24 protein-coding genes are annotated in these 26,818 nt (G+C 59.2%); 10 read left to right on the top strand and 14 right to left on the bottom strand.

All coding sequences use genetic code 11. The features are described from left to right. Nucleotides 1–84 precede the first annotated feature (84 nt). Entirely contained in the window at nucleotides 85–1,263 is a 1,179-nt protein-coding gene (gene tsgA / locus F3I47_RS18365; RefSeq protein ID WP_046100712.1) for an MFS transporter TsgA, read from the top strand. A gap of 35 nt (nucleotides 1,264–1,298) precedes the next feature. On the opposite strand, the gene F3I47_RS18360 is transcribed toward tsgA, so the two are convergent. Then, nucleotides 1,299–2,576: a cytosine deaminase gene (locus F3I47_RS18360; protein WP_304621958.1), complete on the bottom strand. Its 1,278-nt coding sequence runs from the start codon at nucleotides 2,574–2,576 to the stop codon at nucleotides 1,299–1,301. Between the two features lie 215 nt (nucleotides 2,577–2,791). Here F3I47_RS18360 and nirB point away from each other — a divergent pair, with 215 nt between their 5' ends. Genes nirB through cysG form a run of 3 tightly spaced genes read left to right on the top strand, consistent with a single transcriptional unit; the run spans nucleotide 2,792 to nucleotide 7,064 of the window. Beyond that, nucleotides 2,792–5,332, top strand: a complete 2,541-nt coding sequence (gene nirB, locus F3I47_RS18355) for a nitrite reductase large subunit NirB (RefSeq protein ID WP_150030077.1) — start codon at nucleotides 2,792–2,794, stop codon at nucleotides 5,330–5,332. Then, nucleotides 5,329–5,655 (top strand): nitrite reductase small subunit NirD, encoded by a 327-nt coding sequence (nirD, locus tag F3I47_RS18350; RefSeq protein WP_150030078.1) that lies wholly within the window; start codon nucleotides 5,329–5,331, stop codon nucleotides 5,653–5,655. The genes nirB and nirD overlap by 4 nt, the downstream gene beginning before the upstream one ends. 44 nt (nucleotides 5,656–5,699) lie before the next feature. Next, nucleotides 5,700–7,064 carry a siroheme synthase CysG gene (gene cysG / locus F3I47_RS18345; protein ID WP_150030079.1) on the top strand — a complete coding sequence of 455 codons (1,365 nt, stop codon included), beginning with the start codon at nucleotides 5,700–5,702 and terminating at the stop codon, nucleotides 7,062–7,064. A 56-nt stretch (nucleotides 7,065–7,120) separates the two neighbouring features. Here the strand turns inward: cysG and trpS are convergent, their stop codons facing one another. From trpS to pilM, 12 genes are all read right to left on the bottom strand, one after another. Then, on the bottom strand, nucleotides 7,121–8,122 hold the full coding sequence (gene trpS, locus F3I47_RS18340; protein ID WP_009087666.1) for a tryptophan--tRNA ligase: 1,002 nt from the start codon (nucleotides 8,120–8,122) through the stop codon (nucleotides 7,121–7,123). Nucleotides 8,123–8,138: 16 nt separating this feature from the next. Next, nucleotides 8,139–8,816 carry a phosphoglycolate phosphatase gene (locus F3I47_RS18335; RefSeq protein WP_150030080.1) on the bottom strand — a complete coding sequence of 226 codons (678 nt, stop codon included), beginning with the start codon at nucleotides 8,814–8,816 and terminating at the stop codon, nucleotides 8,139–8,141. Continuing rightward, nucleotides 8,800–9,483, bottom strand: coding sequence for a ribulose-phosphate 3-epimerase (gene rpe, locus F3I47_RS18330; protein ID WP_009087670.1), 684 nt, complete (start codon nucleotides 9,481–9,483; stop codon nucleotides 8,800–8,802). The genes F3I47_RS18335 and rpe overlap by 17 nt, the downstream gene beginning before the upstream one ends. A 67-nt stretch (nucleotides 9,484–9,550) precedes the next feature. Next, nucleotides 9,551–10,366 (bottom strand): adenine-specific DNA-methyltransferase, encoded by an 816-nt coding sequence (dam, locus tag F3I47_RS18325; RefSeq protein ID WP_046100717.1) that lies wholly within the window; start codon nucleotides 10,364–10,366, stop codon nucleotides 9,551–9,553. A 93-nt stretch (nucleotides 10,367–10,459) separates the two neighbouring features. Further along, nucleotides 10,460–11,491: an SPOR domain-containing protein gene (locus tag F3I47_RS18320; protein ID WP_150030081.1), complete on the bottom strand. Its 1,032-nt coding sequence runs from the start codon at nucleotides 11,489–11,491 to the stop codon at nucleotides 10,460–10,462. 72 nt (nucleotides 11,492–11,563) lie between these two features. Further along, a complete protein-coding gene (gene aroB, locus F3I47_RS18315; RefSeq protein WP_150030082.1) occupies nucleotides 11,564–12,652 on the bottom strand; it encodes a 3-dehydroquinate synthase in 1,089 nt (362 codons plus the stop codon). A 38-nt stretch (nucleotides 12,653–12,690) separates the two neighbouring features. Next, nucleotides 12,691–13,212, bottom strand: a complete 522-nt coding sequence (aroK, locus tag F3I47_RS18310) for a shikimate kinase AroK (protein WP_003852989.1) — start codon at nucleotides 13,210–13,212, stop codon at nucleotides 12,691–12,693. Nucleotides 13,213–13,575: 363 nt separating this feature from the next. Next, a complete protein-coding gene (gene hofQ, locus F3I47_RS18300) occupies nucleotides 13,576–14,844 on the bottom strand; it encodes a DNA uptake porin HofQ (protein WP_150030083.1) in 1,269 nt (422 codons plus the stop codon). Next, on the bottom strand, nucleotides 14,786–15,166 hold the full coding sequence (locus tag F3I47_RS18295) for a HofP DNA utilization family protein (RefSeq protein ID WP_046100719.1): 381 nt from the start codon (nucleotides 15,164–15,166) through the stop codon (nucleotides 14,786–14,788). Before F3I47_RS18295 ends, hofQ begins: the two co-directional genes overlap by 59 nt. Continuing rightward, nucleotides 15,156–15,644, bottom strand: coding sequence for a hypothetical protein (locus F3I47_RS18290; RefSeq protein WP_150030084.1), 489 nt, complete (start codon nucleotides 15,642–15,644; stop codon nucleotides 15,156–15,158). Before F3I47_RS18290 ends, F3I47_RS18295 begins: the two co-directional genes overlap by 11 nt. Beyond that, nucleotides 15,637–16,176: a PilN domain-containing protein gene (locus F3I47_RS18285; protein WP_150030085.1), complete on the bottom strand. Its 540-nt coding sequence runs from the start codon at nucleotides 16,174–16,176 to the stop codon at nucleotides 15,637–15,639. The genes F3I47_RS18290 and F3I47_RS18285 overlap by 8 nt, the downstream gene beginning before the upstream one ends. Continuing rightward, on the bottom strand, nucleotides 16,167–16,985 hold the full coding sequence (gene pilM, locus F3I47_RS18280; protein ID WP_150030086.1) for a type IV pilus biogenesis protein PilM: 819 nt from the start codon (nucleotides 16,983–16,985) through the stop codon (nucleotides 16,167–16,169). Before pilM ends, F3I47_RS18285 begins: the two co-directional genes overlap by 10 nt. Nucleotides 16,986–17,101: 116 nt before the next feature. Here pilM and mrcA point away from each other — a divergent pair, with 116 nt between their 5' ends. Beyond that, the gene (mrcA, locus tag F3I47_RS18275) at nucleotides 17,102–19,651 is read left to right on the top strand and encodes a peptidoglycan glycosyltransferase/peptidoglycan DD-transpeptidase MrcA (RefSeq protein ID WP_009087693.1); all 2,550 of its coding nucleotides are present in this window, start codon (nucleotides 17,102–17,104) and stop codon (nucleotides 19,649–19,651) included. 54 nt (nucleotides 19,652–19,705) lie between these two features. Here mrcA and nudE read toward each other — a convergent pair whose 3' ends face one another. Beyond that, entirely contained in the window at nucleotides 19,706–20,269 is a 564-nt protein-coding gene (gene nudE / locus F3I47_RS18270) for an ADP compounds hydrolase NudE (protein ID WP_046100723.1), read from the bottom strand. A 390-nt stretch (nucleotides 20,270–20,659) separates the two neighbouring features. Between nudE and F3I47_RS18265 the strand changes: the two genes are divergently transcribed. From F3I47_RS18265 to pckA, 5 genes are all read left to right on the top strand, one after another. Continuing rightward, nucleotides 20,660–22,795, top strand: a complete 2,136-nt coding sequence (locus tag F3I47_RS18265; protein ID WP_009087696.1) for an intracellular growth attenuator family protein — start codon at nucleotides 20,660–20,662, stop codon at nucleotides 22,793–22,795. A 56-nt stretch (nucleotides 22,796–22,851) separates the two neighbouring features. Then, nucleotides 22,852–23,499 carry a GMP/IMP nucleotidase gene (gene yrfG / locus F3I47_RS18260; RefSeq protein WP_150030087.1) on the top strand — a complete coding sequence of 216 codons (648 nt, stop codon included), beginning with the start codon at nucleotides 22,852–22,854 and terminating at the stop codon, nucleotides 23,497–23,499. A gap of 13 nt (nucleotides 23,500–23,512) precedes the next feature. Beyond that, the gene (gene hslR / locus F3I47_RS18255; RefSeq protein WP_009087700.1) at nucleotides 23,513–23,914 is read left to right on the top strand and encodes a ribosome-associated heat shock protein Hsp15; all 402 of its coding nucleotides are present in this window, start codon (nucleotides 23,513–23,515) and stop codon (nucleotides 23,912–23,914) included. 49 nt (nucleotides 23,915–23,963) lie between these two features. After that, the gene (gene hslO, locus F3I47_RS18250; protein WP_009087701.1) at nucleotides 23,964–24,830 is read left to right on the top strand and encodes an Hsp33 family molecular chaperone HslO; all 867 of its coding nucleotides are present in this window, start codon (nucleotides 23,964–23,966) and stop codon (nucleotides 24,828–24,830) included. 367 nt (nucleotides 24,831–25,197) lie between these two features. Continuing rightward, complete coding sequence (gene pckA, locus F3I47_RS18245; protein ID WP_111207882.1) at nucleotides 25,198–26,817, top strand: phosphoenolpyruvate carboxykinase (ATP); 1,620 nt, start codon at nucleotides 25,198–25,200, stop codon at nucleotides 26,815–26,817. The last annotated feature ends 1 nt before the right edge of the window (nucleotide 26,818 follow it).

Here is a 26,818-nt window from a genome sequence, read left to right as displayed (position 1 = left end):
GTTTCACTGCTTGTTTATTAAGATCACAGTTCCGTTTACACTTTCTGACACTTTTTGGCACCCGGTCCCTAACAGGTTCAGAACATGACAAACCGAAATCGTATTGGCCTTACCTGGATAAGCTTTTTCTCCTATGCGCTGACGGGCGCACTGGTAATCGTTACCGGCATGGTAATGGGCGATATCGCAAAAGATTTCCAGATCCCTGTCTCCAGCATGAGTAACACCTTCACCTTCCTCAACAGCGGCATCCTGGCTGCGGTCTTCCTGAATGCCTGGCTGATGGTGATTGTGCCCCTGAAGCGCCAGCTGATTTTCGGCTTCGTTCTGATGGTCCTGGCGATCGTCGGATTAATGACCAGCCGCGATCTGACCATCTTCTCGCTCTGTATGTTTGTGCTGGGCGTGGTCAGCGGCATTACCATGTCGATCGGCACCTTCCTGATCACCCATCTGTATGAGGGTCGTCAGCGTGGTTCCCGCCTGCTCTTCACGGACTCCTTCTTCAGCATGGCGGGCACGCTGTTTCCGGTACTGGCCGGGATCCTGCTGGCGCGTCAGCTGCCGTGGTACTGGGTCTACGTTTGCATCGGCTTCATCTACGTCGCGATCTTCATCATGACGCTGTGTGTGGAGTTCCCGGTGCTGCGCAAGCCTGAAAACAGCCCGACGGTGGAAAAAGAGAAATGGGGTCTGGGCGTGCTGCTGCTGGCAGTGGCGGCTCTCTGCTACATTCTCGGCCAGCTTGGCTTCATCTCCTGGGTGCCGGAATATGCCACCAAAGTCATGGGCATGAACATCAATGATGCCGGACAGCTGGTGGGCAGCTTCTGGACAGCCTACATGGTCGGCATGTGGGTCTTCAGCTTCCTGCTGCGCTTCTTCGACCTGCAGCGCATTCTGATGGTGCTGGCGGGTCTGGCCACGGTGCTGATGTACTGGTTCGTCAGCAGCAACGATGCCGGCATGCTGAAATGGATCATCATGATTCTTGGCTTCAGCTCCAGTGCGATCTACACCACCATCATCACGCTGGGTTCGCTGCAGACCAAAGTCGCCTCACCGAAGCTGGTGAACTTTATCCTGACCTGTGGCACCGTCGGCACCATGCTGACCTTTGTGGTGACGGCGCCTATCGTTGAGAAAAGCGGAGTGCATACCGCACTGGCGACCGCCAACGCGCTTTACGCGGTGGTGTTTGTCATGTGTGCGCTGCTCGGCTTTGTCAGCCGTCATCGTACGCACGGTCACATCACGCATTAATGCTTCAGGGCGGCGATTCATCGCCGCCCTGCTCGTTAACGCCGGAAATCTACGCGCTCCCGCTCCCGCCAGTAAATTTCACTTTCCGCCGGTTTTGTTTCAGCCACGACGCTGCCACGCCGCACCGAGTAGCGCACCGGAACCTGCCTTCTCACCGCATCAAAGCCACTCTCAGCCGGCAGAATGATCAGGCTCGCCTCGTTGCCGCTCTGAATGCCATAGCCTGCAAGCTGCATCGTCTTCGCGCTGTTATGCGTAATCAGATCCAGCCCCGCATCAATCTGCTCGTAGCCCATCAGCTGACAGACATGTAAGCCCATGTGCAACACCTGCAGCATGCTGGCGGTGCCCAGCGGATACCAGGGATCAAACACGTCGTCGTGGCCGAAGCAGACGTTGATCTCCGCCTCCAGCATCTCTTTCACCCGCGTAATGCCGCGCCGCTTAGGATAGGTTTCGAAACGCCCCTGCAGGTGAATATTGACCAGCGGGTTCGCGACAAAGTTAATGCCCGACAGCTTCAGCAGGCGGAACAGCCGCGAAGTGTAGGCACCGTTATAGGAGTGCATGGCGGTGGTGTGGCTGGCGGTCACGCGTGCGCCGTTGCCGTCGCGATGGGCCAGCGCCGCCACGGTTTCCACAAAGCGCGACTGCTCATCATCGATCTCATCGCAGTGAACATCGATCAGCCGGTCGTAGCGGTTCGCCAGCGCAAAGGTCTTATGCAGCGACTCCACGCCATATTCGCGGGTAAATTCGTAGTGCGGAATCGCCCCGACCACATCAGCACCCAGCCGCAGCGCCTCCTCCAGCAGCGCCTCCCCGTTGGGATAGGAGAGGATGCCCTCCTGAGGAAAGGCGACGATCTGCAGGGTTATCCAGGGGGCCACCTCCGCCTTCAGCTCCAGCATCGCTTTGAGCGCCGTCAGGGAGGGATCGGAGACGTCAACGTGGGTGCGAACAAACTGGATGCCGTTGGCGATTTGCCATTTCAGCGTCTGCATCGCCCGCTGTTTAACATCCTCGTGACTGAGCATCGCCTTGCGTTCCGCCCAGCGCTCTATGCCTTCAAACAGGGTGCCGGACTGATTCCACGCGGGCTGACCCGCGGTCTGGGTGGTATCCAGATGAATGTGTGGCTCAATAAAGGGCGCACAGGCCAGACCGCCCTCGCCGTCCAGCGTCTGATCGGCCGGTGTCGCCTGCTGGGGCTGGGCCGAGAGGCGGACAATGCTGCCGTCGGCAATTTCGATCTGCCACAGACCTTCCCGCCAGGGTAAACGCACGTTGTTAATCCACTTGGGTGACCGCATTGCCATCTCCTTATCCGGGTTTTGGTTAAAACTAGCACGAATCGTCGTCCCGGCGGCAATACCGGATTATCAGCGGGTTAGCCCTTCCGGATAAAATCAATTCAAATCAACCACCTAACCATAAATAGGTATATGGACGGGTGGTTGATGTACATCAATAAGCGCCAGAAAAGGCGCGCTATTGTAGCCGCAGAAATCGCAAATCTGAGGCAAAAATGAGCAAGCACAATGTCGTCGTTATCGGTAACGGCATGGTCGGCCACCGCTTCATAGAAGAGTTAATGGAGAAAGCGGAACCTGACCAGTTTTCGCTGACCGTCTTTTGTGAAGAACCGCGCGTCGCCTACGATCGTGTCCACCTCTCGGCTTACTTCTCCCACCACACCGCAGAAGAACTCTCGCTGGTACGTAAAGGGTATTACGAGAAACATCAGGTCACGCTGCTGCTGGGCGAGCGCGCCATCGCCCTTAACCGTGATGAGAAACTGATCCACTCCAGCACTGGTCACACGGTCCGCTACGACACGCTGATTTTTGCCACCGGCTCTTATCCCTGGGTCCCGCCGATTAAGGGAGCGGACGGCAGCGACTGCTTTGTCTACCGCACTCTTGAGGATCTTGATGCGATTGAGGCCTGCTCACGCCGCAGCACACGTGGCGCGGTGATTGGCGGGGGTCTGCTGGGCCTGGAAACGGCGGGTGCCCTGAAAAATCTGGGCATAGAAACCCACGTTATAGAATTTGCCCCCGTGCTGATGGCAGAACAGCTGGATCAGCAAGGCGGAGAGCAGCTCCGTCGCAGGATCGAAGAGATGGGTGTACGGGTTCACACCGGCAAAAATACCCAACAGATTGTGCATCATGAACAGGGCGGCAAAACACTGCAGTTTGCCGATGGCAGCACGCTGGCGGTCGATTTTATCGTCTTCTCCACCGGTATCCGTCCGCAGGACGCGCTGGCGAAGCAGTGTGGCTTGACGCTGGGGCCGCGCGGCGGCATCGCGATTGATGACCAGTGCCGCACCAGCGACCCCGCTATCTACGCGATCGGCGAGTGTGCCGCCTGGCAGAACCGGGCCTATGGCCTGGTGGCACCGGGATACAAAATGGCCCAGGTTGCCAGCGACCATCTGCTGGGCCGCGACAATGCCTTTACCGGCGCGGACATGAGCGCGAAGCTCAAGCTGCTCGGGGTCGATGTCGGCGGGATTGGCGATACGCGCGGCACCACACCAGGCGCCCGCAGCGTGATCTGGCTGGACGAAGGCAAATCGATCTATAAACGCCTGATTCTCAGTGAGGATCAGAAAACCCTGCTGGGGGCCGTGCTGGTGGGCGACACCCGCGACTATGGCAACCTGCTGCAGCTGGTGCTGAACGCGATTCCGCTGCCTGACCAGCCGGAAGCGCTGATTCTGCCCACAGGCAGCGGTGAAAAACCGACTATCGGCGTCGACTCTCTGCCGGAGAGCGCGCAAATCTGCTCCTGCTTCGACGTCACTAAAGGCGATATTGTGCAGGCGGTCCAGGCGGGCTGCCACACCGTGGCTGCACTGAAAACCACCACCCGTGCAGGCACCGGCTGCGGCGGCTGTATTCCGCTGCTCACACAGGTGCTCAACAGTGAGCTCAGCCGCCAGGGGATTGCGGTCAGCGACCATCTTTGCGCCCATTTTGCGTATTCCCGTCAGGCGCTGTATCACCTGATTCAGGTAGAAGAGATCAAAACCTTTGATGAACTGCTGGCCCGCTATGGCCAAGGCTACGGCTGTGAGGTCTGCAAGCCCACGGTGGGTTCGCTGCTCGCCTCCTGCTGGAATGAGTATGTGCTCAAACCCCAGCACGCCCCGCTGCAGGACAGCAATGACCTCTGCCTGGGCAATATTCAGAAGGATGGCACCTACTCCGTGATCCCGCGCTCCCCCGGTGGGGAAATCACGCCGCAGGGACTGAAAGCGATAGGTGAGATCGCCGGGCGCTACCAGCTCTACACCAAAATCACCGGTTCACAGCGCATCGGCCTTTTCGGGGCGCAGAAAGACGATCTGCCCGCCATCTGGTCACAGCTGATCGACGCCGGCTTCGAAACCGGCCAGGCCTACGCTAAGGCACTGCGAATGGCGAAAACCTGCGTCGGCAGCGCCTGGTGCCGCTATGGAGTCGGCGACAGTCTCGCTCTGGGCGTGATGCTGGAGAACCGCTACAAAGGCATCCGCACCCCGCATAAGATGAAATTTGGCGTCTCCGGCTGCACCCGCGAGTGCGCGGAGGCCCAGGGGAAGGATGTCGGCATCATCGCCACCGAAAAAGGCTGGAACCTTTACGTCTGCGGCAACGGCGGCATGAAGCCGCGGCATGGCGACCTGCTGGCCGCCGATCTGGATCAGGAGACCCTGATCGCCGCGCTTGACCGCTTCATGATGTTCTATATCCGAACCGCCGATCGTCTGCAGCGCACCTCGCTGTGGCTGGAGAGCATGGAGGGCGGCATCGGCTATCTGCGTTCGGTGATTATGGATGACCGGCTCGGTCTCAACAGCCAGCTGGAGCATCAGCTGGCTGCGCTGCGCGCCACTGTCCGCTGCGAATGGAAAGTCACGCTGGAAGAGGAACCGTCCCTTTCGCGCTTCGCCCACTTTATCAACTCGCCGCAGCGCGACCCGGGCATACAGCGGGTGGCCGAACGCGACCAGCACCGGCCGGCCCGCGCCGACGAGCGTATTGCCATCACCCTGACAGAGGAGACGAAATCATGAGCCAGTGGCATCCGGTGTGCGCGCTGACGCAGATCCCGCCCGCCACGGGCGTCTGTGCGCTGGTCAACGGCGAGCAGATCGCCATCTTCCGTCCACGCGATGATGAACAGCTCTATGCCATCAGCAACATCGATCCCTTTGCCGGGGCCAGTGTGCTGTCGCGCGGCATTATCGCGGAACATCAGGATGCGCTCTGGGTGGCCAGCCCACTGAAAAAGCAGCGTTTTCGTCTCAGCGATGGTGTCTGTATGGAGGATGCCTCGCGCAACGTGGCCGCCTGGCCGGTGCGGGTCAATGCCGGACAGGTCGAAGTCTGCCTGTAACTCTCTTCACAGCCCGCTCCGGCGGGCTTTTTTAAGGATCGCTGATGGACTACTTCCCCCTCTTCTGCCGCCTGCAGGGCCGGCGCTGTCTGCTGGTGGGTGCGGGTGATGTGGCGGAGCGCAAAGCCCGCCTGCTGCTGGAAGCCGGTGCCGAACTCCGGGTGGGTGCCCCTGATTTTTCGCCCGCCTTCCAGGCGTGGGCACAGCAGCGTGCGGTTACGCTGCTGCCGGGACATTTCGATCCGCACTGGCTGAACGGCTGCTGGCTGGTGGTGGCCGCCACCAGCGACAACGCGGTCAATCAGCAGGTGGCGGAAGCGGCGGAAAGGCAGCAGATCTTCTGCAACCTGGTGGATGCACCGCAGCAGGCCAGCGCGATTGTGCCATCGATCATCGATCGTTCCCCGCTGATGGTGGCGGTGTCGTCCGGCGGACGGGCGCCGGTGCTGGCGCGCCTGCTGCGGGAGAAGCTGGAGGCGAGGCTGCCGCAACATCTCGGCCAGCTGGCGCAGCTGGCCGGTCACCTGCGCGCGCGGGTGAAAAAGCAGTATGGCGCGCCAGGTGCCCGCCGCCGCTTCTGGGAGCGCTTCTTTCACAGCGAGCGACTGGCGCAATCGCTGGCGAACGGCGACAGGCCGCGTGCAGAGCAGATCGCTGACGCACTTTTTGACGCCGACCCGGCCCGCCAGGGGGAGGTGGCGCTGGTCGGTGCCGGGCCGGGCGATGCCGGACTACTGACCCTGAAAGGCTTACAGCTTATTCAGCAGGCGGACGTCATCGTCTATGACCGCCTGGTCTCCGATGCGGTCCTGAAGCTGGTGCGCCGCGATGCCGAGCGTATCTTCGTGGGTAAACGCGCCGGACATCACTGCGTGCCGCAGGCGTCGATTAATCAGCTGCTCTGCGAACAGGCGCAGCGCGGAAAGCGGGTGGTACGGCTGAAAGGGGGCGATCCCTTTATCTTTGGACGAGGCGGCGAAGAGCTGGAGGCGCTGGCGCAGCAGCAGATCCCTTTCAGCGTGGTGCCGGGGATCACCGCCGCGTCAGGCTGCGCGGCTTACAGCGGCATTCCCCTGACCCACCGCGATCATGCGCAGAGCGTCAGGCTGGTTACCGGCCATCTGCAGAAAACGGGCACCCTCGCCTGGCAGACGCTGGCGGCGGAACAGCAGACGCTGGTCTTTTACATGGGGCTGGCGCAGGCCGCAGAGATAGCGCAGCAGCTGATCCGACACGGGATGCGCAGCGATATGCCGGTGGCGCTGGTGGAGAACGGCACCACACCGCGTCAGCGGGTGGTGACCGGCACGCTGAGCGAGCTGGAGAGTCTGGCCGGACAGGTGAGCAGTCCGGGCCTGGTCATCATTGGCAGCGTGGTCAGCCTGCGCGAGACGCTGCGCTGGTTCTGAATCGACAAATGAAAACGGCGGACATCATGTCCGCCGTTTCATTGACTGCTCAGCCGTTACGGCATCGCAACGAAGCCCACCGCCTCATACACCTTCTTCAGGGTTTCCTGCGCCTGTGCGCGTGCTTTCGCCGCGCCATCACGCATCACCTGCTCCAGCAGCGCTTCGTCGTTGCGGAAGGTGTGATAACGTTCCTGCAGCTCAGAGAGCATGCCCGACACCGCATCCGCCACTGCACCTTTCAGATGGCCATACATCTTGCCCTCAAACGCCTGCTCAAGCTCGGCGATACTCTGACCGGTCACGCCCGACAGAATATCCAGCAGGTTAGAGACGCCCGCCTTCTCTTTCACGTCGTAGCGCACCACTGGTGGCTCTTCAGAGTCGGTGACGGCGCGTTTAATCTTCTTCACCACCGCTTTCGGATCTTCCAGCAGGCCGATCACGTTGTTGCGGTTGTCGTCAGACTTGGACATCTTCTTCGTCGGTTCCAGCAGCGACATTACGCGCGCGCCAGACTTCGGAATGAACGGCTCCGGCACCTTGAAGATGTCGCCATACAGCGCATTGAAACGATGCGCGATATCACGGCTCAGCTCCAGATGCTGTTTCTGATCTTCACCGACCGGCACCTGATGGGTCTGATAGAGCAGAATGTCCGCCGCCATCAGCACCGGATAGTCGAACAGACCGGCATTGATGTTCTCTTCGTAGCGTGCGGATTTATCCTTGAACTGCGTCATGCGGCTCAGCTCACCGAAATAGGCGTAGCAGTTCAGGATCCAGCTCAGCTGCGTATGCTCCGGCACATGGGACTGAACAAAGATGGTGCTTTTTTGCGGGTCGATGCCGCAGGCAAGGTAGAGCGCCAGCGTGTCCAGCGTCGCTTTACGCAGTGCGGCAGGGTCCTGACGCACGGTGATAGCATGCAGATCAACGATGCAGTAAATGCAGTGGTAATCATCCTGCATCTGCACCCACTGACGCAGCGCACCCATATAGTTGCCGATGGTCAGTTCGCCGGACGGCTGTGCGCCGCTGAAAACGATGGGTTTCATACTTAAGTCCTGATATTTACAGCCCCAGAGCGGGCAAAAGTTCGTCGAAAGAGTCGAGAGTTAAATCGGGCTGGCTGGTGGCAATCGGCTCGCCATAGTTATAGCCATAGGTCATGGCCACATTGGGCACGCCTGCCGCCTGCGCCGCCTGGATATCATTGCGGGAGTCGCCGACAAACAGCAACTGATCCTGCAGCACCCCAAAGGTGCCAAGCACCATAAAAATGGCGGCCGGATGCGGTTTTTTAACCGGCACATCATCGCCACCAATAATCAGCGAAAACGCATCGGCAATCCCCAGCGATTCCAGCAGCGGCGCCACAAACGGCGTCGGCTTGTTGGTGACAATCGCCATCGGCAGTCCGCTCGCCTTAAGGGCTGCCAGCGTCTGCTTCACGTGCGGAAACAGCGTACTGCCCGCCTCCACGGTATCGGCGTAGTGCCGGTCAAACAGCACCCGCGCATCGCGCTGCTCTTCCGGCTGCGGTTCGCGGCCCAGCGCAAAGGTCAGCGCACGCGCCATCATGATATCGGCACCGTTGCCAATCCACGTAGACACTCGCGCCAGGCCCGCCTGCGGCAGACGCAGGTCGTTCAGCGTGCGGTCGATAGCCTCGGCAAGGCCGGGTGCGCTATCCACCAGGGTGCCATCCAGATCAAACGCCAGCGCACGAATATCAGTGAAATGAGCCATTGGCCTTCTCCAGTTCGTTGCGCATGTCGTCGATAACTTTTTTATAGTCGGGATGACCGAAGATGGCGGAACCGGCAACAAACATGTCGGCACCGGCGGCGGCAATCTGGCCAATGTTGTCGATCTTCACACCGCCATCCACTTCCAGACGGATGTTGTAGCCGCTCTGATCGATACGCCGGCGCGCTTCACGCAGTTTATCCAGGGTGCCCGGAATAAATGACTGACCGCCAAAGCCCGGGTTCACGGACATCAGCAGAATGATATCCAGCTTATCCATGACGTAATCGAGGTAGCTCAGCGGGGTCGCCGGATTAAAGACCAGACCGGCTTTGCAGCCATGCTCTTTAATCAGCTGCAGGGTGCGGTCAACGTGTTCGCTGGCTTCGGGATGAAAGGTGATATAGGTGGCACCCGCTTTGGCGAATTCCGGGATCAGCGCATCGACGGGTTTCACCATCAGATGCACATCGATAGGGGCGGTGATGCCATAGTCGCGCAGGGCTTTCAGCACCATCGGACCCATGGTCAGGTTTGGCACGTAGTGGTTGTCCATCACGTCGAAGTGAACCACGTCACCTCCGGCCGCCAGCGCTTTGGCTGTATCTTCGCCCAAGCGGGCAAAGTCCGCCGACAGGATTGAAGGGGCCAGCAAATATTGTTTCATCCGATTCTCCCACTGTTGTGCGCCAGCACTCAGGCTGGCGTAATGCGTTGGTCGCGGACGAAACAGACTAGCGATAAAGTGCCAGCAGTTCGTCGACCTTGGTGCGACCGGTTATGCTCCGGCTGATAGAACGCCGGGCTTTGACCACATGTAACACTGCATCCTGATACCACAGACGCGTCAGTGCAGTGTCGTGGTTAGAAATCAGTACCGGAATCCGGTGCTCCGACGCGGCCAGCTGTGCCGCCAGCATCGCCAGATTCTCCTGCTCACGCAGGCTGAAGCTGTTGGTGTGATAAGCCGTAAAGTTGGCCGTTGCCGACAGCGGCGCATAAGGGGGGTCACAATAGACCACCGAGCCTTTGCCGGCACTGGTCAGGGTAACATCGTACGATTCACAGACAAACGTCGCTTTTTGCGCTCGCTCGGCAAACCATAACAGCTCAGCTTCCGGAAAATAGGGTTTGCGATAGCGGCCAAACGGCACGTTGAACTCACCACGCAGGTTATAACGGCAGAGGCCGTTATAACAGTGGCGGTTCAGATAGAGGAACAGCAGCGCGCGCTGGTAGGCATCCGTGCTGAGGTTAAATTCGGTGCGACGCTGGTAGTAACAGGCTTCGGTGTTCCCTTCCGGCGTGAACAACAATTGCGCGTCACGAATGAAATCCGCGGTGCGCAGTTTGACGATGTTATAGAGATTAATGAGGTCGCTGTTGATGTCAGCGAGATGATAGCGATCAAAGTCGGTGTTCAGAAACACCGAACCCGCGCCAACAAATGGCTCAACCAGGCAGTCGCCTTGCGGCAGATGGCGATGGATCTCTTCGACTAAGGGAAATTTTCCCCCTGCCCATTTCAGGAAAGCGCGATTTTTTTTCATGCTGTCGTGGTAATTACATCTTATTGTGAGGCTGTGGCTGGACCGACAGCAGATCTGCGCTTAAAACGGGGCCAGAAACTGGCCCTCTGTCCGCTATTGACTGGCTTCTTTCTTCACCTGGCTGACCGGTTTTACCCACGGGTTTTTCGCACGTACGTCTGCAGGCAACGAGGCGACAGCGCGTTTGGCATCAGCCGGTGTGGCATAGGAGCCGCTCACCAGCACATACCACGCCTGACCATTACGGGTGGTTTTGTAGACGTGATAGCCGCTCAGATTCTGCTGCTTCGCCCAGGCATTCAGGCTTTCTGCTTTGGACGCGCCGCTCAGCTGCAGGGTGTAGCTGCCGCCTGGCAGTGATTTGCTGGCCGTGCTGCTGCCTGCTGCCGATGTAGCGGGCGCAGAACTGACGGGTGACCGTGCTGGCGTCGTGTGTGTTTTGCTGTCGCGGGTTGCCGGCTTCGCCGCCGCTTTGTGCGCGGTGTCGTGCGCCGGACGGGAGGCCGCGTTTGAGCGGGCTGGCGTCTGACGCGTCACCGGTGCGGTAACGGGATTCGCCGCCGTTCCGGCATTGCCGCTGACGGTGGCAGGCGCGGTCGGCAGTGAGCTGCCGCCCTGCGAGCCCATTGCCGCACTGTCGACCTGCTGCTGCTGATTGCTCAGCGCACTGTTCAGATCGCCTGGCAAGGTGACGCGCTGCTGATTCGCTGGGGCGTCAACCGGTGCAGCCTGGGTCGGCGTAGAGGCAACAGGCGGCATTGAGACGTCACGCGCCTGGCCGGACGCCGCCTCACCGCTGGCCGCCGCGTTATTGTCGGTGGTGGCCGGCGTGTTCTGAGCGCCAGACATGGAAGAGGAGCCGGTCAGGTCGATGTTCTTCTCACCGCCGGTGCTGCCACCCGCAGCAGGCGTAGTGCCCGCTGACGCGGGTTTTTTCTCATCAGGGCCGTTGAGCGCGGACCCAATCCCCAGAACCAGTAACAGCAGAACCAGAATCCCGACGCCCATCATGATGCGCTGGCGCGAAACCGGTATTCTGGCTGCGGTAGACGACTTACGAGGGCGCGAGGGACGGCGGTCGCTGGCGTCAGGTTTTAACTCATCTTCCGGTTTAAACTCATCCATTTTGCCTCCTCCGTAAAGCGGCATTCCGCACTGCGCACCCTGCGCGCCGCGTCACCACTCAACTGCTTATTCTCAGGGTTGCTGACAATCGTTAATTGCAGCCAGCACCATATCATGTGCCACGCCGCCACGCACTTCAGAGCGGCCGATCGACAACGGCAGAACCAGCCGCAGTTCGCCCGCCAGAACTTTTTTATCGCGCATCATGTGCGGCAGGTACATCTCTGCACGCATCGCCTGTGGGCCATGCACCGGTAAACCGGCACGCTGCAACAGGGCAATGAGGCGTTCCGTCTCGTGCGGCTGGAACTGCCCCAGCCGTTCCGCCGTGCGCGCCGCCATCACCATACCTGCGGCAATCGCTTCACCGTGCAGCCAGTTGCCGTAGCCCATATGCGATTCAATCGCATGGCCAAAAGTGTGCCCCAGATTGAGCAGCGCCCGCTGACCGTTTTCACGCTCGTCAGCCGCCACCACCTCTGCTTTCAGCTCACAGCAGCGACGAATGCAGTAGGCCAGCGCCTGTTCATCCAGCGCCAGCAGCGCATCAATATTCTGCTCCAGCCACTGGAAAAAGGCGCCGTCGAGGATAACGCCATACTTGATCACTTCTGCCAGGCCGGAGGCCAGCTCACGCGCCGGCAGGGTCTGCAGACAGGCGGTATCGATCACCACCGAGGCAGGCTGATAGAAGGCGCCGATCATGTTTTTGCCCAGCGGATGGTTCACCGCGGTTTTGCCACCCACCGACGAGTCGACCTGCGACAGTAAGGTGGTCGGAACCTGAATAAAGCGCACACCACGCTGATAGCTGGCCGCAGCAAAACCGGCCAGATCGCCAATGACGCCGCCGCCTAAGGCAACCAGCGTCGTATCACGACCGTGCGGCTTCTGCAGCAGTGCAGTAAAAACCTGATCCATCACCGCCAGCGTCTTGTATTGTTCGCCATCGGGTAAGATCACCTGATCAACTTTTACGCCTGCCGCCGTCAGCTGCGCCGTTATCCTGTCAAGATAGAGCGGTGCCAGCGTCTGGTTGGTCACCACCATGGCGTTTTCGCCCGCGGTCAGCGGCCAAAAAGAAGCCGGATCGTTAAACAGTCCGGCGGCGATAGTGATGGGGTAACTGCGTTCCCCCAGTGAGACGGTGATCTTCTCCATGATGCTCAATACCTGTCAGAGAGCCTTCGAACGTTGGATCAACTTTTTTCCAACATGTGGATAATCTGATTCGCCACGACTTTCGCACTTTGGTCGTCTGTACGAATGGTCACATCGGCGATCTCTTCGTAGAGCGGGTTACGTTCGCCAGCCAGCGCTTCAAGCACCTCACGCGGCGGGGAGTCCACCTGCAGCAACGGACGTTTTTTATCGCGCTGAGTGCGCGCCAGTTGCTTCTCGATCGTGGTTTCAAGATAAACCACAACACCACGGGCGGAGAGACGATTACGCGTTTCCCGGGATTTGACGGAACCACCCCCTGTCGCCAGGACGATGCCTTGCTTCTCGGTCAGTTCGTTAATGATTTTTTCTTCGCGATCGCGAAAGCCAGCTTCGCCTTCGACATCAAAAACCCAGCCCACATCCGCTCCGGTGCGTCGCTCAATTTCCTGATCGGAATCGAAGAACTCCATGTTGAGTTGCTGAGCCAACTGACGGCCAATAGTGCTTTTGCCGGCACCCATCGGCCCAACCAGAAAGATATTGCGTTTCTCTGCCATTTTGTCGGTATTACTAAGAATTCGTTAATGATACCCCGCGTTCAGCTTTTGCTGGCGGGACAGGAACTGAGACCTCATGAGCGTTAGCAAGAGTCAGATGAAAAATTATCTCAACACTCAAGGCTGTTTGGCAACCGATTATATTGCCTTCAGCACATCCATTTCTGAATTGGCCTGTGTTCGCGAAACTGTAACGCGCCAGCGCTGCGTCTTTTACCACGCTGCTTACAGAGGAGTTGTCTGATCTGTTAACCGGGATTTATCCGGTTCAGACGGTTACACCGTATTGAAAATCGCTAAACCTTGTAAGCTAATTCCTCTTCTGCGTCAACGCAGATGACCCCGAGGGCCTCATTTTCCGTTTTATCCCGTCGTAAGCGCTGCTTCCCTGACCAATCGCGGCGTAATAAAGATAACCAGCTCTCTTTTTTTGCGCTGCGCCGATTGCTGGCGAAACAGTCCGCCAATCAGCGGCACCTTTCCCAGCAGCGGCACCCTGTTCTCTCCCCGGTTTCGCTGCTGCTGAAAGATGCCGCCTAAGGCCAGCGTTTGTCCGTCGCTGACCGTGACCTGGGTCTCTATTTCCTGTTTATCGATGGATAAGATGTCGCTGTCACCGGTCCGGATGCTGCGCCCGGGCATATTCTGACTGATATGGATTTTCAGCCGGATGCGGCCGTTTCCGGCGATAGTGGGCGTCACCTCCATGCCCAGCACCGCTTCTTTAAACTCAATCGAGGTGGCGCCGCTGTTGCCTGCCGACACTTCATAGGGAATTTCAGTGCCCTGCTTAATCGAGGCGGTCTGCTGGTGCGAGGTGAAGAGGCGCGGACTGGCGATGATCTCAATCTGGTTCTCCTGCTCCAGAGCGCTCAGCTCCAGATCCAGCAGGGCGCCGCCGATACGCGCCAGCGCCATCCCTGCACTGATACCAGGTGAACTTACCGCCAGCGGAACAGCGAGCCGGGGATGATGCAGGCTCTCTGTCACTGCTGCATCTCCCGCCAGCATGCCCCACTGCACCCCCAGCTCCTGCAGGTGCTCCTCACTGATGGTGACGATATGGGCAGAGAGTTCAATCTGCTCCAGTGGCCGATCCAGCCCCTGAATCCAGCGCGCCGTCTCTTTCAGTGCCGCGGCGGTATCGCGCAGAAGCAGCGCGTTGGTGCGTTTATCCACCGTCACGCTGCCACGCGGCGTCATCAGTGACTGGCGTTCACTCAGCAGGCTGGCATGAACATCGCTGGCGCTGGCATAACGGAGTGTGACCGTGCGCTGTTGCAAAGGCGTCTGCTGTAACTGCGCCTGCCGCTCCGCCTCCCGGGCCGCGTCCTGTGCCTGCTGCCAGCGCAGCGGATAGACCAGCAGAACATTATCCTGCTCAATAACCGTCAGTTTTGCCATCCGCGCCACCAGCGCCAGCGCCTGACGCCATGGCAGGTTATCCAGCCGCATCGATAGCACCCCCTCAACCTCAGGCGCGATCAGCAGATTGACCTGCTGATAGTCAGCCAGCGCCTGCAGAATCTGCTCTACCGGTGCGTGGTCAAAAGCGAGGCTGAGCGGCGCCTCGTCAGCGGCGTAAACCGGCCGCAGGCTGCTGATGAGGAGCAGGGTCGCTATCCTTAACATGCGCATATCCTTTTAAATAAAATGTGGTTCGCTGAGCGTGACAGCTCGCTGGCACGGCAAGCGTGAGGCTGCGGGAGGTGATCGCCACCAGTTGCCAGGGCGTCAGCGGAAAAGGCTTATCGCTGCCCACCGTGACGCGCTCTCCCTGCGGGGTAAGCAGCCAGGCCTGATAGCGGGTTTCCCGCCCGGCAATCCCCTGCAGACGCCAGCCGGTGAGCGGGGCTACCGCCGCCTGACACAGGGAACCGGCAACAGGCCGGAAGGGATCGCGTGCCAGCACATCACCCCAGCACAACAGCAGAATCAGCAGGCTATGGCGCATCGGCTGGCTCCAGCCAGAGTTGCGCCTCCAGGTCGTGCGGCTGCGCCAGCAGCAGGAAATGCACAGGCAATGGCGCAGAGGCCTGGGCAAATTCAGCAAAGAGTGTCCGGAACGCCTGCCAGGGCAGATGCAGCGTCAGCAGGCGGGCGGGGCCATCCGGCTGCCACGCCTCCAGCTGGTGAGGGCGGCCCGCCAGAATATCGTCGATAGCCCCCTCCGATGCGGCTGCGCGAGTCAGAGCGAGCTGCATCGCCTCCCGCTGCGCCTGCAGCTGCGCGATGGCGGGATGCTGACGCCACTGCTGCTGGCGCTGCTGCAGAGTTCGGGTTAACTGTGACAGCGCCGCCCGTTCAGCGGCCAGTGCCTGCTGCTGAGGCCGTAAGCCCGGCAGCCAGATAAGCAAAAGCAGACCCGACGCGAGAAGGAGCAGCAGGCCGTAGCGCGGAACAGCCGCCATCTGACACCAGCGATCAATCATCGCGTCCCCCGGCTATCTGCGCCCGTAGCGAAAAATGGTAGCGGCCATCCGCCTGACGCCGGACCCCACCCTGCTGCACCTGACCTAACAGGGCGGCGGTAGCGAGCTGCTGGCGAAACTGCCGGATTGCTGCCATATCCTGCGCCTGCCCCTCCAGAATCAGGCGGTTATCATGCTTCTCCAGCCGGATCAGCCAGGCGGTATCGGGCAGCATGCCGGGCAGATCGCGCCAGAACTGTTGCCACCCGGCCAGCTGCGCAGCCTTGTCACGCTGCTTCGCCTGCTGTTTTTGCAGAAGCGCGAGCTGTTCCAGCAGCTGCTTTTGCTGCGCTAAACGCGCAGCCAGTGTCTCCAGCGCCTGCTGCTGCATCCTGCTCTCCTGCGCTATCCGCTGGCGCGCCTCATGGATCCGGTACGCCTGCTGCATCACCAGCAGCAGCAGACCGCCCATCACCAGTGCCAGCACCAGCAGGCTCTGCCGTCGCTGCCGTTGCCGCCGTTGCTGCCGCCACGGCAGCAGATTTACCGCCACGCCGGCTCATCTCCGCTGGTCAGCGCCAGCCCGGTCGCCAGTGCAAAGGCTCCCGGATTCGCGGGCAACGGGGGCTGCTGATAACGAAGCAGATCTAAAGGGGAAAACGCGACAGCGTCAGCGGGCAGCGCGGCTGGCGTGGCGGCACACCAGGCGATGGCCGTTGCCTGGGGAAAGGCCTGCTGTTTCAGTGCGTCCAGCGTGGTGGCGTCGTCACACTCCGCTGCGGTCTGCGCATCACTCCAGAGCCAGCGCCCCTCCTGCTGCAGCACCAGCACCGTGCCGCGCGGCAGCCGCGCCTGCCGGGCCAGCCGCTTCAGCGCGTCGGTGGTCAGTTCCAGCACCTGCGGCCTGAATCCCGCCTGTAACAGGGGCGTCATCCACTGGTCAACACTCTCCCGCCGGGCCGCCGTGACGCAGAGCTGACGGCTCCCGGCCTCCTCGTGATAGTCCAGCGCCAGCGTGTCAGGCTCCAGCGGAAAGAGACGACGCGCGGCCACCTGCACGTAGTGCCCCAGCGCAGGCTCTCTGAGTGACTGTGCGGGCAGCGGAAGCGGCCGCTGCAGCACCAGCCGGGCGGGGAACCCGACCCTCAGCGAGTAACGGCGCGGCAACTGCTGACGCCAGGCTGTCAGGACCGCCTGTAATTCAGGCGAAGATTGCAGCACGCCGTTTCTTAACGTATCTTGCGGCAGCCGTTGCAGCCACCAGTGGCGTAGCTGCCAGCCATCACGACGACGCTGGAGGGCCAGGCCACACATCTGCCTGTTCTGAATATCCAGCCCGATTTGCCAGGTATGAAAAGCCATGCGCGCGATCTCCTTATCGTCCGGGAAAATGGACATATCAAAGCGTCTGGCTTGCCTTTATACTACCGCGCGGTTGTTTATAAACTGCTCAAACGACAATAGATGGGAAACTCCAGGTGAAGTTCGTAAAGTATTTATTGATCCTTACAGTGTGTTGCATCCTGTTGGGAGCTGGCTCGATTTATGGCTTGTACAAGTACATCGAGCCACAGCTGCCTGACGTCAACACGCTGAAAGATGTGCGTCTGCAAACCCCTATGCAGGTTTACAGCGCCGATGGCGATCTGATCGCCCAGTATGGCGAAATGCGCCGTATTCCTTTGACCCTGCAGCAAGTGCCACCTGTGATGGTGAAAGCGTTTATTGCAACCGAAGACAGCCGTTTTTATGAGCACCACGGTGTGGACCCGGTGGGGATTTTCCGTGCGGCCAGCATTGCGCTGGTCTCCGGTCACGCCTCCCAGGGGGCAAGTACCATCACTCAGCAGCTGGCCCGTAACTTCTTCCTGAGTCCGGAACGCACCCTGATGCGTAAAATAAAGGAAGCGTTTCTGGCAATCCGCATTGAGCAGTTACTCAATAAGGATGAAATTCTTGAGCTCTACCTGAATAAGATCTACCTCGGCTACCGGGCTTACGGCATCGGTGCTGCTTCGCAGGTCTATTTTGGTAAGCCGGTTGACCAGCTGTCGCTGAGTGAAATGGCGATGATTGCCGGTCTGCCGAAAGCGCCGTCCACCTTTAACCCGCTCTACTCGCCGAGCCGCGCCCTGTCGCGTCGCAATGTGGTGCTGGCGCGTATGCTGGATCAGCACTACATCACGCAGCAGCAGTATGATGAGGCACGCAATACGCCGCTGGTGGCGAAGTATCATGGCCCGGAAATCGCCTTCTCTGCCCCTTATCTCAGCGAGATGGTGCGCCAGGAGATGGTGAAGCGCTACGGCGACAACGCCTACACCGACGGCTATAAGGTTTACACCACCGTGACCCGTCGCCTGCAGGAAGCGGCTCAGACTTCGGTGCGTAACAACGTCATCGCCTACGATATGCGTCATGGCTATCGCGGTCCGACCAGCGTGCTGTGGCGAGTGGGCGAGCCCGCCTGGGATCAGACTAAGATCGAGAAAGCGCTGAGTGCGTTGCCGGTCTATGGCCCGCTCTATCCGGCGGTGGTCACGGAAGCACGCAGTGATGAAGCAACCGTGATGATGAAAGATGGCAGCAATGTGTCGCTGGCCTTAGCGGGTGTGCGCTGGGCGCGTCCTTATAAGTCTGACACCGTGCAGGGCCCGACGCCGAAAAGCGTGACGCAGGTGCTGCAGCCAGGCCAGCAGATCTGGGTGCGCAAAGTGGGTGATGCGTGGTGGCTGGGCCAGGTCCCGGATGTGAACTCGGCGCTGGTCTCACTGGATCCGAATGACGGTGCGGTGCGGGCGCTGGTAGGCGGCTTCGCCTTTAACCAGAGCATGTTTAACCGTGCAACCCAGGCACTGCGCCAGGTCGGCTCTAACATCAAGCCGTTCCTCTACACCGCCGCGATGGATCGCGGACTGACGCTGGCGTCGATCCTGAACGATGTGCCGATTTCACGCTGGGATGCCGGTGCGGGTGCCGACTGGCGTCCGAAAAACTCACCGCCCACCTACGATGGGCCGATTCGCCTGCGTCAGGGACTTGGCCAGTCGAAAAACGTGGTGATGGTGCGTGCGATGCGCGCCATGGGCGTGGATTATGCCGCAGAGTATCTGCAGCGCTTTGGATTCCCGGCGCAGAACATTATTCACACCGAGTCGCTGGCCCTGGGGGCGGCCTCGTTCACCCCGTTACAGGTGGTGCGCGGCTACTCCGTGATGGCGAATGGCGGCTTCCTGATTGACCCGTACTTCATCACCCGGATTGAGAATGAACAGGGCGGCATTGTCTTTGAAGAGAAACCGAAGATCGCCTGTCCGCAGTGCAATCTGCCGGTGATCTACGGCGAAACGAAGAAAGCGCTGGCGCTGAACGAAGAGAGCGTTGAGAACGTGGCCGCGTCAGACAGCAATCAGAACCAGGCGGTGCCACAGCCTGCACTGGAGCAGGTTCCGGCCCAGGCACAGCAGGGCGAACAGCAATATGCCCCGCATGTTATCAACACCCCGCTCAGCTTCCTCATCAGGAGCGCACTGAACAGCAACATCTTCGGTGAACCGGGCTGGATGGGAACCGGCTGGCGTGCCGGGCGTGATCTGAAGCGTAATGATATTGGCGGGAAAACCGGTACCACGAACAGCTCGAAAGATGCCTGGTTCTCGGGTTATGGCCCTGGCGTCGTGACCTCCGTCTGGATCGGTTTCGATGATGCGCGCCGCAATTTAGGCCGCAGCACCCTTTCCGGCGCGATTCCCGATCAGATTTCAGGCTATGAGGGCGGCGCTAAGAGTGCGCAACCGGCATGGGATGAATATATGAAGAGTGCGCTGGAGGGGGTACCGGTGCAGCCGTTAACGCCGCCGGATGGCGTGGTCACAGTCACGATTGACCGCAGCACCGGCAAGCTGGCAAATGGCGGAGGCAATACGCGTCAGGAGTACTTCATCAACGGCACCCAGCCGACCGAGTATTCCGTTCATGATGTGGGCACCACCATTATGGACAACGGCGAGAGTCACGAGCTGTTCTGATGTGACCCGCACACTTAACCTGTTAAAAGGCCGACATCAGTCGGCCTTTTTTATTCAGTAGCGCAGACGCCCCTGCTTCACCAGCCATTCGCGCGCCATAAAGAGCGCACTGACGTTGCGTGCCTCGCGAAAATCGGGTTCCTCCAGCAGCGACAGCATATCGCTCAGCGGCCAGCGGTGAACAATCAGCGGCTCCGGCTCGTCACCTTCCAGCTTATCGGGATAGAGGCCTTCTGCCACCACGATGTTCATTTTGCTGGAAAAGTAGGAGGGGGCCATCGTGAGCTTGCCCAGCGGCGTGAGGTGCTCAGCCCCAAAACCGACCTCTTCTTTCAGTTCACGCACCGCCGCCTCATTCACGGTTTCGCCCGCATCGATCAGCCCTTTGGGAAACCCGAGTTCATAGGTTTCCAGTCCGACGGCATACTCCTGAATCAGGATCAGATGGTCATCAATAATGGGCACAATCATGACCGCTTCACGTTCTGACGGCTTCATCCGCTCATAGACGCGACGCGCCCCATTACTGAAGGCGAGATCGACCGATTCAACGGTAAACAGCCGCGAACGCGCCACGGCGGTGATATTGAGGATGTCAGGTTTTTTTGGAATTTTCATATCAGCCTCAAAAGTTTCTGCGCCGGCTATCAGGAACGAATTAGCATACCTAACCCCAGGCAATTGTGCGACAGTCTCACCATAACGATATCGTTACATAGATTCCGGCAATTGAATAACAGCCTTTGGTTATCAGTTAAGACTAAATTTGCATTAGTCAATATGCTGCGATAAGTTTCAGATAATACCGATATTTAATCCAGTCTGAGCCGGTTACCATTCGGACAAGGCAGGGTTTAATAAATGCTAATCAGATATTCCTTGGCACTATTTAATCGGGTGTCTGACTCCTCAGGATTATATAATCTTCCGGAATGCCTCTTCAGAAGTGAGCATCCCCGGAGCGTACGTTTAAAGTGAAGGCAGCATTTTGGCTGAATTGAGCAGAGCATGAGCACAATCTTTATGATCCTGGCCATAGTGCTGACCTGTTCAATCCTGGCAGGTATTGGGTTCTGGTACGCTATGCGGCATCGTCCGCCGTTGGCGAAACCGCTGCCATTTATCAGTCCGCCCTGCCGTAAGCTTTCCCCTCAGGAGCGCGAGGCGGTAGACAAATATGTCGCCGCACTGGCAAAACAGCCCCGCACCGCCGTGACGACCGACAAGCGCAGCGCGTCTGAACGCCTGACTCTGACCGCGCAGAGCAACAACGTCTATCCGGTGACCCGCGCCATTACCCGCTACGGCCTCTCAACGGACGATCCCCATAAATGGCGTTACTATCTGGATGAAGTCGAAGTTCATCTGCCGCCGCTGTGGGAGCAGTACATCACCGACGAAAACTACGTCGAGTTAATCCGCACCCAATCCATTCCGCTGGTGATTTCGCTCAACGGCCATTCGCTGGTGGATTACGCGGTGGATCAGCAGTCCCTGCCGACGCTGATGCGTCCGGTGTCGACCAACGCCTCGATCCGCAAAGCAGAAACGGAAAACGTTGAACTGCTGCAGGTGCGTAAAGAGACCCCGGAAGAGTATCGCCTGTCGCGGCCAGACGGCACGCGTGAAGGGGTGATCATCTCGCTTGCCTTCTTACTGTTCTTCTTCAGCCTGCTGGTGCCCACGACTCTGATGATCTGGCTGGTGCTGGCCGGTGCGGGAATGATCGCAGCCAGCCTGTGGCTGCTCTATCGCATTCCGGGTGAGCGCGGCCTGCGTGACATCCACTGCCTGCGCGGCGCGCCGAAGCGCTGGGGCCTGTTCAGCGAATCGAACCAGGAGCAGAGCAACATCACGCTGGGAATTATCGATCTCGCCTATCCGGCGCACTGGCAGCCCTATGTCGCGCACGACCTCGGTCAGGTGACCGATGTGGAGATCTACCTTAATCGTCAGGTGGTGCGTCAGGGCCGCTTTTTATCCCTGCAGGATGAGGTCAAAAATTTCCCGATTCAGCGCTGGCGGAAAAATGTGGTGCTGGCCTGCGGCTCGCTGCTGGTGCTGACCCTGCTGGTCACCTGGATTCCGCTCGGGATGCCGATTAAGCTCAGTCTCGCCTGGGCCAGAGGCACCGACAGCCTGGAGGTCAACAGCGTCGATAAACTCAGCAGCGTGGCCCTGAATATTGGCGACAGCCTGAAGGTGAGCGGTACCGGCATGTGTTCAGTGCCGGATAACTACCAGAGCAACCGGAGTTACGCCTTTATGCCGTTCGACTGCTCGGCCATCTACTGGAATAACGCGAAGCCGTTGCCGCAGCCGCAATCTGACATTATTGATAAAGCCGCCGCCCTGCTGGATACCACGACCCGGCAGCTGCACCCGGAAACCAATACCGATCCCAAACTGAACCCGCAGCTGGCGTCAGCGATCCAGAAGTCCGGGATGATTCTGCTGGATGACTTCTCCGATCTGGTCATGAAGACCCAGGATCTCTGTAATCAGCCGCAGGATTGCGTGCGCCTGAAAAACGCGCTGGTAAACCTGGGCAACGCCAAAGACTGGGAGGCGCTGATGCGCCGCGCCGACTCCGGCCAGCTAAACGGCATGAACGTGCTGCTGCGACCGGTCAGTGCGGAAGCGCTGGAGAACCTGGTGAATACCGCCACCTCGACCTTCTTTTTCCGTGAAACCCGCCGTGCGGCTGAAAACCTCAATAGCCCGCCGCCGGGAGGATTCCTGATCGTCAGTGACGAGGGTCGCCAGCTGGTCAGTCAGCCTCAGCCTGCCGTGTCACTGTTCGATCTCGATCCGCCCGCTCAGTGGCATGAGCTGCAGCGCATCTCCGCCATGCTGCTGCATACGCCTTTCAGCGCCAGCGGCATCATCACCAGCATCACCACCGATGCCAACGGCACGCGTCACATCGCGCTGCACAATGAACCCGATGCCATGGCGCAGTGGCGCTATCTCGGCACCGTACTGCTGCTGATGGTGCTGCTGGCCTGCGGCGTGATCAACGGACTGCTGGCCCTGCGCCGCATGCACCGTAATCGCCAGCGCATGATCGACATCCAGCTCTATTACGACAAGTGTTTCAACCATAACCTCAGCACTTTGCAGAGCGTGCGCTCGATATTCTGAGCCCTGCCCTTCTGTGCTACCCTGTCGCCCGGTTTTTTTACAGGGTGAGAGCCACGATGCTCAACTGGTCTGAAATTGACACCGTGCTGCTCGACATGGATGGCACGCTGCTGGATCTGGCGTTTGATCGTCATTTCTGGCTGGAGCATGTGCCCGCGGTGCTCAGCCAGCAGCGCGGTATCACCCTGGCTGACGCTGACCGGATCATCACGGAAAAGTATCAGGCCGTCGCCCATACGCTAAACTGGTATTGTCTGGATTACTGGGCAGAGGCGCTGGGGCTGGACATCCGTGCCATGACCTGGGCGATGCGCAGCCGGGTCGCACTGCGTGACGATACCCTGCCCTTTTTGCAGGCGCTGCGTCGCGCTGGCAAGCGCACCATCCTGCTGACCAACGCGCATCCCTATAATCTCGACGTCAAACTGGCGCAGACAGGTTTAGCGCCACACCTTGATTTATTACTTTCTACCCATACCTTTGGGTATCCGAAAGAAGACCCGCGTCTGTGGCAGGCGGTACAACAGCACACCGGCTTTTCTGCGCCGCGCACGCTGTTTATCGACGACAGCGAAGTGATTCTGGATGCTGCGGCGTCATGGGGCATCGGCTGGTGCTTAGGCGTAAAAAATCCCGATTCGGGTCGTCCTGAGCAAATCTTTCAGCGTCACCGCGCCACCGGCGACTACCGGACGCTGATCTGAGTCAGGAGCAGCAATGAAAGAGAAAAGCAGCGAAGAGGTTCGCCTCGACAAATGGCTGTGGGCGGCGCGCTTTTACAAAACCCGGGCGATTGCGCGGGAGATGATTGAAGGCGGCAAAGTGCACTACAACGGTCAGCGCAGTAAACCCGGCAAGATCGTCGAGCTGAATGCGGAACTGACCGTGCGTCAGGGCAACGATGAACGTACCGTGGTGGTGGCGAATATCAGCGCTCAGCGCCGCCCCGCCAGCGAGGCACAGCAGCTCTACCGCGAAACCGATGCCAGTATCGAGAAACGCGAAAAAATGGCGCAGGCACGCAAACTGAATGCGCTGACTATGCCCCATCCCGATCGGCGACCTGACAAAAAAGAGCGTCGCGATTTGATGAAGTTTAAATTATCGGGCGATGAGTAATGCCGTCTTCGCGGACGCGCCATCGCCCCGTTCCAGTGAGAGAAAAAATATGTCAGTCCAGGATCAACTGCACCGTTATCTGTTTGAAAATGCCGCTGTGCGCGGCGAGCTGGTGAACGTCTCCGACACCTGGCGTGAAACCGTGAAGAACCACGACTATCCGGCTCCGGTTAAGACGCTGCTGGGTGAGATGCTGGTCGCCACCAGCCTGCTGACCGCCACGCTGAAGTTTGACGGTGAAATTACCGTGCAGCTGCAGGGTGACGGTCCGCTCTCTCTGGCGGTGATCAACGGCAACAACAATCAGGAGCTGCGTGGCGTGGCGCGCATTAAAGGCGACATCCCGGCCGACAGCACCCTGAAAAGCATGGTGGGCAACGGCTACCTGGTGATCACCATCTCCCCTGAAAAAGGTGAACGCTATCAGGGCGTGGTGGGACTGGAAGGTGAAACGCTGGCGGAATGCCTGGAAGATTACTTCATGCGTTCTGAGCAGCTGCCTACGCGGCTGTTTATCCGCACCAGCGACCAGGGTGCCGCCGGTATCCTGCTGCAGGTTCTGCCGGCACAGGAGACAGAGAAAGAGGCGTTCGACCACCTGGCGACCCTGACGGAAACCATCAAGACCGACGAGCTGATCACCCTGCCGGCCAATGAGGTGCTGTGGCGTCTCTACCATCAGGAAGAGGTCACCCTCTATGATCCGCAGCCGGTCATCTACAAATGCACCTGTTCGCGTGAACGCTGTGGTGAAGTGCTGACCACGCTGCCGAAGGAAGAGGTGGATGAGATCATCGCGGAAGATGGCAAAATTGACATGCACTGCGATTACTGTGGTTCAGACTACGTGTTTGACGCAGTCGATATCGCGGCGATTCGCAGCCATTCTCACGGGAATGACGAGCGTCTGCACTGATTCACCGGGCGGCGTCTGCCGCCCCGTTTTCCTCTCCCCCTCCTATCCCCATAATTTCTCAGACAAATTATCTTTTTTTACTTTCATAACATCTTTAAAACGTTCGAAACATAGCCTTAACGCGCCCTGAGTCGCATTTTTAGATCGCTGCCCTTTTTCCCTCAACGCAGAAGAGTAAACTGCGCGCGATCGTGCAGCCGCCCGGAAGGCAGAGGCAGAAGCCCTGATAAGCCTGGTTGTGCCTGCAGGCTGAGGTGACGACGCGCTGTGACTTTTCAGTGCGTCGTCGCATCAGTGCAACAGCCGGCCGTACGATCCCAACCTATCTCTGCTTTGCAGAACAGACACCGATTTAAGGAGCAGTAAAATGCGCGTTAACGGCCTGACCTCGCAAGACCTTGCCGCTTTGGGCATCGTGGATACCACGGAAGTGGTTTACAACCCTGATTACGACACGCTCTTTCAGGAAGAGACGCGCCCGGACCTCGAAGGTTTTGCACGTGGCACCCTGACGCAGAGCGGTGCGATTGCAGTAGACACCGGGATTTTCACCGGGCGATCGCCAAAGGATAAGTACATTGTGCGTGACGACACCACGCGCGATACCCTGTGGTGGAACGACCAGGGCACCGGCAAAAATGACAACCAGCCCCTGTCGCAGGAGACCTGGAACGCGCTGAAAAGCTGCGTCACCCGGCAGCTCTCCGGCAAGCGCCTGTTTGTCGTGGATGCCTTCTGCGGTGCCAATGCTGACTCCCGTCTGAGCGTGCGTTTCGTCACCGAAGTGGCCTGGCAGGCCCACTTCGTCAAAAATATGTTCATCCAGCCGACCGACGCTGAGCTGGCCGACTTCACGCCCGATTTTGTGGTGATGAACGGCGCGAAATGCACCAACCCGGACTGGCAGGCGCAGGGTCTGCACTCTGAGAACTTTGTCGCCTTCAACCTGACGGAACGCATGCAGCTGATTGGCGGCACCTGGTACGGCGGCGAGATGAAGAAAGGTCTGTTCGCCATCATGAACTACCTGCTGCCGCTGAAAGGCATCGCTTCGATGCACTGCTCTGCTAACGTTGGCAAAGCGGGCGACGTGGCGGTCTTCTTTGGCCTGTCGGGCACCGGGAAAACCACCCTCTCGACCGATCCTGATCGCCAGCTGATTGGCGATGATGAACATGGCTGGGACGATGACGGCGTGTTTAACTTCGAGGGCGGCTGCTACGCCAAAACCATCAACCTCTCAGAGCAGGCTGAGCCGGAGATCTACCGCGCCATTCGCCGTAATGCGCTGCTGGAGAATGTGGTGGTACGCGAAGATGGCAGCGTGGATTACGCCGACGGCAGCAAAACCGAAAACACCCGCGTCTCTTACCCGATCAATCACATCGACAACATCGTGCAGCCGGTCTCAAAAGCGGGCCATGCGAAGAAGGTGATTTTCCTGACCGCCGATGCGTTTGGGGTGCTGCCACCGGTTTCCCGTCTGACGCCGGAGCAGACGCAGTATCATTTCCTGTCCGGTTTTACCGCCAAACTGGCCGGAACCGAGCGTGGCGTGACTGAGCCAACACCGACCTTCTCTGCCTGTTTTGGTGCCGCATTCCTGACGCTGCACCCGACGCAGTATGCCGAAGTGCTGGTGAAGCGGATGGAGGCGTCCGGTGCGCAGGCGTATCTGGTCAATACCGGCTGGAACGGCAGCGGCAAGCGCATCTCGCTGAAAAATACCCGTGCCATCATCAACGCGATCCTGGCGGGTGAACTGGATAATGCGCCGGTAGAAACCCTGCCGATCTTCAATCTGCAGATGCCGGTGACACTGGGTGAGCTGGACAGTGAGACGCTCGATCCGCGTCGCAGCTGGGAGAGTGAAGAGAAGTGGACCGCCGCCGCCGAAGGTCTGGCGCAGCGCTTTATTGATAACTTCGATAAGTACACCGATAACGCAGCCGGTGCGGCGCTGGTAAAAGCGGGCCCGCAACGCTGAC

The organism is Pantoea sp. M_10, assembly GCF_008631515.1.
Lineage (GTDB): Bacteria > Pseudomonadota > Gammaproteobacteria > Enterobacterales > Enterobacteriaceae > Pantoea > Pantoea anthophila.
Note: the sequence above shows the minus strand (reverse complement) of the source record. Positions and strands in the feature narration are given on the sequence as shown.

Bases quoted from the DNA above. Each gene is read 5' to 3' on its own strand.
- tsgA (WP_046100712.1), top strand. From the start codon at position 85: ATGACAAACCGAAATCGTATTGGCCTTACCTGGATAAGCTTTTTCTCC.
- F3I47_RS18360 (WP_304621958.1), bottom strand. From the start codon at position 2,576: ATGCGGTCACCCAAGTGGATTAACAACGTGCGTTTACCCTGGCGGGAA.
- nirB (WP_150030077.1), top strand. From the start codon at position 2,792: ATGAGCAAGCACAATGTCGTCGTTATCGGTAACGGCATGGTCGGCCAC.
- nirD (WP_150030078.1), top strand. From the start codon at position 5,329: ATGAGCCAGTGGCATCCGGTGTGCGCGCTGACGCAGATCCCGCCCGCC.
- cysG (WP_150030079.1), top strand. From the start codon at position 5,700: ATGGACTACTTCCCCCTCTTCTGCCGCCTGCAGGGCCGGCGCTGTCTG.
- trpS (WP_009087666.1), bottom strand. From the start codon at position 8,122: ATGAAACCCATCGTTTTCAGCGGCGCACAGCCGTCCGGCGAACTGACC.
- F3I47_RS18335 (WP_150030080.1), bottom strand. From the start codon at position 8,816: ATGGCTCATTTCACTGATATTCGTGCGCTGGCGTTTGATCTGGATGGC.
- rpe (WP_009087670.1), bottom strand. From the start codon at position 9,483: ATGAAACAATATTTGCTGGCCCCTTCAATCCTGTCGGCGGACTTTGCC.
- dam (WP_046100717.1), bottom strand. From the start codon at position 10,366: ATGAAAAAAAATCGCGCTTTCCTGAAATGGGCAGGGGGAAAATTTCCC.
- F3I47_RS18320 (WP_150030081.1), bottom strand. From the start codon at position 11,491: ATGGATGAGTTTAAACCGGAAGATGAGTTAAAACCTGACGCCAGCGAC.
- aroB (WP_150030082.1), bottom strand. From the start codon at position 12,652: ATGGAGAAGATCACCGTCTCACTGGGGGAACGCAGTTACCCCATCACT.
- aroK (WP_003852989.1), bottom strand. From the start codon at position 13,212: ATGGCAGAGAAACGCAATATCTTTCTGGTTGGGCCGATGGGTGCCGGC.
- hofQ (WP_150030083.1), bottom strand. From the start codon at position 14,844: ATGTTAAGGATAGCGACCCTGCTCCTCATCAGCAGCCTGCGGCCGGTT.
- F3I47_RS18295 (WP_046100719.1), bottom strand. From the start codon at position 15,166: ATGCGCCATAGCCTGCTGATTCTGCTGTTGTGCTGGGGTGATGTGCTG.
- F3I47_RS18290 (WP_150030084.1), bottom strand. From the start codon at position 15,644: ATGATTGATCGCTGGTGTCAGATGGCGGCTGTTCCGCGCTACGGCCTG.
- pilM (WP_150030086.1), bottom strand. From the start codon at position 16,985: ATGGCTTTTCATACCTGGCAAATCGGGCTGGATATTCAGAACAGGCAG.
- nudE (WP_046100723.1), bottom strand. From the start codon at position 20,269: ATGAAAATTCCAAAAAAACCTGACATCCTCAATATCACCGCCGTGGCG.
- F3I47_RS18265 (WP_009087696.1), top strand. From the start codon at position 20,660: ATGAGCACAATCTTTATGATCCTGGCCATAGTGCTGACCTGTTCAATC.
- yrfG (WP_150030087.1), top strand. From the start codon at position 22,852: ATGCTCAACTGGTCTGAAATTGACACCGTGCTGCTCGACATGGATGGC.
- hslR (WP_009087700.1), top strand. From the start codon at position 23,513: ATGAAAGAGAAAAGCAGCGAAGAGGTTCGCCTCGACAAATGGCTGTGG.
- hslO (WP_009087701.1), top strand. From the start codon at position 23,964: ATGTCAGTCCAGGATCAACTGCACCGTTATCTGTTTGAAAATGCCGCT.
- pckA (WP_111207882.1), top strand. From the start codon at position 25,198: ATGCGCGTTAACGGCCTGACCTCGCAAGACCTTGCCGCTTTGGGCATC.